Genomic DNA, 4,339 nt, shown 5'->3' on the forward strand with positions numbered 1-4,339 from the left:
TTCCTTAACTTCATCCACTGTAGCTTCACCAAAGTGGAATAAACTTGCAGCTAATGCAGCATCGCAGTCTGTTTCTTTAAAAACATCAACGATATCTTCTTTACCACCACAGCCACCACTTGCGATAACTGGAATATTGACTGCTGCCACTACTGCCTTCAACATATCGATATCAAATCCATCTCTTGTTCCATCCGCATCCATACTTGTAAGAAGTATTTCACCTGCACCAAGAGATTCACATTTCTTAACCCATTCTATTAAATCAAGTCCAGTATTTGTACGTCCGCCTGCGACATAGACATCCCATCCTGAATGATCATCACGTGCTTTCGCATCTACTGCCACAACAACACATTGAACACCAAACTCATCACTGGCTTCCTTAATAATATTTGGATTCCTGACTGCAGCTGAGTTAACAGATACCTTATCTGCACCTGCTGCAAGAATCATACGAAAGTCTTCGACTGTACGAATACCACCACCCACACATAGTGGAATAGAAAGTTCATCAGCCCCTCTTTGGATCAGGTCCTTGATGATGTCTCTATTTTCATATGTGGCAGTAATGTCTAGAAAGACAACTTCATCTGCACTTTGACGGTCATATTCTTTCGCTAGTTCAATTGGGTCACCAACATCCTTCAGGCCAACGAAATTAACACCTTTTACAACCTTCCCATCTTTAATATCTAGACAGGGAATAATTCTTTTAGCCAGCATTTTCAATGACCTCCTTTAGATTAATACGCCCTTCATAGTATGCTTTACCTACAATACAGGCATAGTAATCACGTTTATTTACTTCATAGACATCTTCATCATCTTTTACACCACCAGAGACAACAAAGTTAATCTGAGAATTAGCGTGTATTTCTTCATAAAGAGGGAAAGAAGGACCTGTGAGGGTACCATCCTTAGAGATGTCCGTACATACTATGTATTTCACACCTCTTTCTTCTAATTGATGAATAAATGTCAAATAATCTACATCACTTGTTTCAAGCCACCCGGCAATACTGACCTTTCTATCTCTTACATCTACTCCTACGACTATTCTTTCTGGTCCATACTTTTTTAATGCTTCATCAAGAAAAGCAGGGTTCTTAATTGCAGCTGTACCAAGAATAACACGATCTATCCCAATCTCATCTAAATACATAGAGACTGTATCCATATCACGAATACCTCCTCCTAATTCCATGGGAATAGAAATAGAAGTACGTATTCTTTTAATTGTTTCTTTATTGGTTGCATGAGCATCTTTTGCACCATCTAGATCTACTACATGGAGATACTTTGCACCCATCTTCTCAAATCCTGCTGCTAATTCTTCAGGATGTGATGAATAAACAACTTTCTTATTGTAATCGCCCTTATAAAGACGGACTGCTTCTCCATCTTTTAAATCAATGGCTGGAATAACTAACATAATACCAACTCCTTAAAGGCACGTAAGATCTTCTTACCAATCTCTCCACTCTTTTCAGGGTGGAACTGTGTACCCATAACATTATCTTTATATACAAAAGCAGTAATCTTCTTACAACCATAATTCACATAAGCCCCAATCTCATCTTCTGGACAATGAGCACTATATGAATGTACAAAGTAGACATAATCGCCTTCTTCTACATACTTTAATAAAGGATGAGACTGTTTAATAACTAACTGATTCCATCCCATATGAGGAAGTTTAGCATCGACTTCCATTTTATCGACAGACCCCTTTAAGAATCCTAATCCTTTTGTATGTCCATTCTCACTGCCTTCTTCAAATAAAAGCTGCATACCAATACAAATACCAAGTATTGGTGTTCCCTTGTCCTTCACTTCATTAAGTACAGGTACAAGATGACATGCTTCTAAATTACTCATAGCTGCAGGAAATGCGCCAACACCTGGAAGAATAATGCCATCTGCCTGACGAATAACTTCAGGATCATTTGTGACAACTACATCCATACCCTGTCTTTTACAGGCATTTGTGACTGAACCGAGATTTCCTACATGATAATCAATAATCACAATCATTTATAACACCCCTTTACTTGATACTACCTGACCCTTGTGGGCTTCATCAATTGTGACAGCCTCCTTGATGGCACGTGCCATAGATTTAAATATTGCCTCTATAATATGATGTGTATTCTTACCATAATGTTCATTAATATGTAAAGTCATGAAGCAGTTATAGGCAAATGCACGGAAGAATTCTTCTGTCATTTCTACTTCATAATTACCTAGATGAATATTATCTAGTTCTACATTAAAAACTAAATAAGGACGTCCACTGAAATCTAAGTCAGTGGTCACAAGTGCTTCATCCATAGGGATAGTAAAATGACCATAACGGGTAATACCACGCTTATCACCTAAAGCTTTATTGAAGCACTGTCCTAAGACAATCCCTAAGTCTTCTACAGTATGATGAGAATCAACCTGTAAATCACCCTTACATCTCACATTTAAATCAAAATTACCATGGAAAGCAAGAAGCTCAAGCATATGGTCCATGAACCCTACACCTGTATCCACATCTGCTTCTCCTTTACCATCAATATTTAAAGAAACATATACATATGTCTCTTTTGTCTGTCTTTCTATTTCTGCCTGTCGCATAAGTTAATCCTCGAAACGTACCTTGATACTATTAGCATGTGCATCTAAACCTTCTAGATGTGCAAACTTCATAATATCATCCTTGAATGTGCCAAGTACTGCCTGTGGATAATAGCTGAAAGCAGAATGCTTTATGAAATCATAAACACCTAAAGCACTATAGAACTTAGCAGTACCACCCGTTGGTAATACATGGTTTGTACCACTCATATAGTCACCTAATGGTTCTGGTGTATATTCACCTAAGAAAATAGAACCAGCGTTCTTGATATTTGGTAATTGTTCTAATGGGTTATCTACTAATACTTCTAAATGTTCAGGTGCAATCTTATTAGATAAGTTAATACCTTCCTTGATACTATCTACAATAACAGCACCACCATAGTTATCTAATGAAGACTTGATAATGTCTTTACGAGGTAAATCTTCTACCTGTCTAACTAATTCTTCATCTACATTCTTTACTAATTCTTTTGAAGTTGTAATAAGAATCGCACTGGCAAGCTTATCATGTTCAGCCTGACTCATTAGGTCAGCTGCGATATATTTAGGATTTGCGTTCTCATCAGCAACAATAAGAATTTCACTAGGTCCGGCAATCATATCAATATCAACGACTCCATAACATAACTTCTTTGCAGTTGCGACAAAGATATTACCTGGACCCACAATCTTATCTGCCTTCGTAATTGTATCAGTTCCATAAGCAGCAGCGGCAACACCCTGTGCCCCACCACATTTATAAATCTTAGTAATACCAGCCACATAAGCAGCAGCTAAAATAACATCAGAAACCTTACCATCCTTCTTTACTGGTGTAATAATATAAAGATCTTCTACACCCGCAAGTTTTGCAGGTACAGCATTCATCATAACAGTAGAAGGATAAGTAGCAGTTCCACCTGGTACATATAAAGCCACTGTAGCGATTGGACGCACTAACTGTCCCATGATAACACCATTATCCTTATACATAGTCCATGATTTTTCAATCTGGTTCTTATGATATTCAGTGATCTGATCCTTTGTGCGTTCTAGAATCTTCATGAATTCAGGTCCTACCTTAGTAATAGCATCCATGATTTCCTGTTTAGAAACGATGAAATCATCCTTTCTAGAGACATGGAAACCATCAAACTTAGCACAGTATTCCTTTAATGCATCATCCCCATTTTCACGTACATTATTAATGATCTCACTGACTGCCTTATTGACTTCTTCAGATATTTCAGTTTTTCTTGTATGAAGTTTATTTTCTAGTTCTTCATAGTTTCCTTTATAAATCAATTCTTTTAACACTTTAATGATCCCCCTTCTTTAGTGCATCCACTAGTTTAAATATTTCATCCTTCTTATATTTTAAAGCTACTTTATTCACAACCATTCTTGTAGAAATATCTGAAATCTTTTCAATCACTTCAAGACCATTGGCCTTAAGTGTAGATCCTGTTTCTACAATATCTACAATCGCATCAGATAAACCAACAACAGGTCCTAACTCTACAGAACCTTCCAGTTTAATAATTTCTACATCCTCCTGTTTAGATGCGAAATATTCTTTTGCGGTCTTTGTATATTTAGAAGTAATACGTTTACGACGATTAAATGTCTTTGTGCGGTATTCTGGATAAGCCGCTAACGCAAAATAACATATACCAATCTCTAAATCATATAACTCATTATAATAATCAAATTCAGATTCATCCAAAGTATA

6 protein-coding genes are annotated in these 4,339 nt (G+C 36.8%); all 6 read right to left on the reverse strand.

Annotated features, from left to right (window positions below; translation table 11 throughout):
- On the reverse strand, positions 1 to 726 hold a 726-nt coding region (hisF, locus tag ACT8VG_RS07855), incomplete at its 3' end, for an imidazole glycerol phosphate synthase subunit HisF (protein ID WP_444195568.1).
- Positions 716 to 1,435 (reverse strand): 1-(5-phosphoribosyl)-5-[(5-phosphoribosylamino)methylideneamino]imidazole-4-carboxamide isomerase, encoded by a 720-nt coding sequence (hisA, locus tag ACT8VG_RS07860; RefSeq protein ID WP_432271000.1) that lies wholly within the window; start codon positions 1,433 to 1,435, stop codon positions 716 to 718. The genes hisA and hisF, both read right to left, overlap by 11 nt.
- Complete coding sequence (gene hisH, locus ACT8VG_RS07865; protein ID WP_432267573.1) at positions 1,429 to 2,037, reverse strand: imidazole glycerol phosphate synthase subunit HisH; 609 nt, start codon at positions 2,035 to 2,037, stop codon at positions 1,429 to 1,431. The genes hisA and hisH overlap by 7 nt, the downstream gene beginning before the upstream one ends.
- A complete protein-coding gene (gene hisB, locus ACT8VG_RS07870; RefSeq protein WP_432270999.1) occupies positions 2,038 to 2,625 on the reverse strand; it encodes an imidazoleglycerol-phosphate dehydratase HisB in 588 nt (195 codons plus the stop codon).
- A 3-nt stretch (positions 2,626 to 2,628) separates the two neighbouring features.
- Positions 2,629 to 3,924 carry a histidinol dehydrogenase gene (gene hisD / locus ACT8VG_RS07875; protein ID WP_331873840.1) on the reverse strand — a complete coding sequence of 432 codons (1,296 nt, stop codon included), beginning with the start codon at positions 3,922 to 3,924 and terminating at the stop codon, positions 2,629 to 2,631.
- Position 3,925: 1 nt separating this feature from the next.
- Positions 3,926 to 4,339 (reverse strand): ATP phosphoribosyltransferase (gene hisG / locus ACT8VG_RS07880; protein WP_444195569.1); only part of this gene is annotated, 414 nt, incomplete at its 5' end.

The sequence above is a fragment of the Catenibacterium sp. genome (assembly GCF_052354645.1).
GTDB lineage: Bacteria > Bacillota_I > Bacilli_A > Erysipelotrichales > Coprobacillaceae > Catenibacterium > Catenibacterium mitsuoka_A.

Excerpts from the sequence above, each read along its gene's own strand:
- hisA (WP_432271000.1), bottom strand. The coding sequence starts at position 1,435 with ATGTTAGTTATTCCAGCCATTGATTTAAAAGATGGAGAAGCAGTCCGT.
- hisH (WP_432267573.1), bottom strand. The coding sequence starts at position 2,037 with ATGATTGTGATTATTGATTATCATGTAGGAAATCTCGGTTCAGTCACA.
- hisB (WP_432270999.1), bottom strand. The coding sequence starts at position 2,625 with ATGCGACAGGCAGAAATAGAAAGACAGACAAAAGAGACATATGTATAT.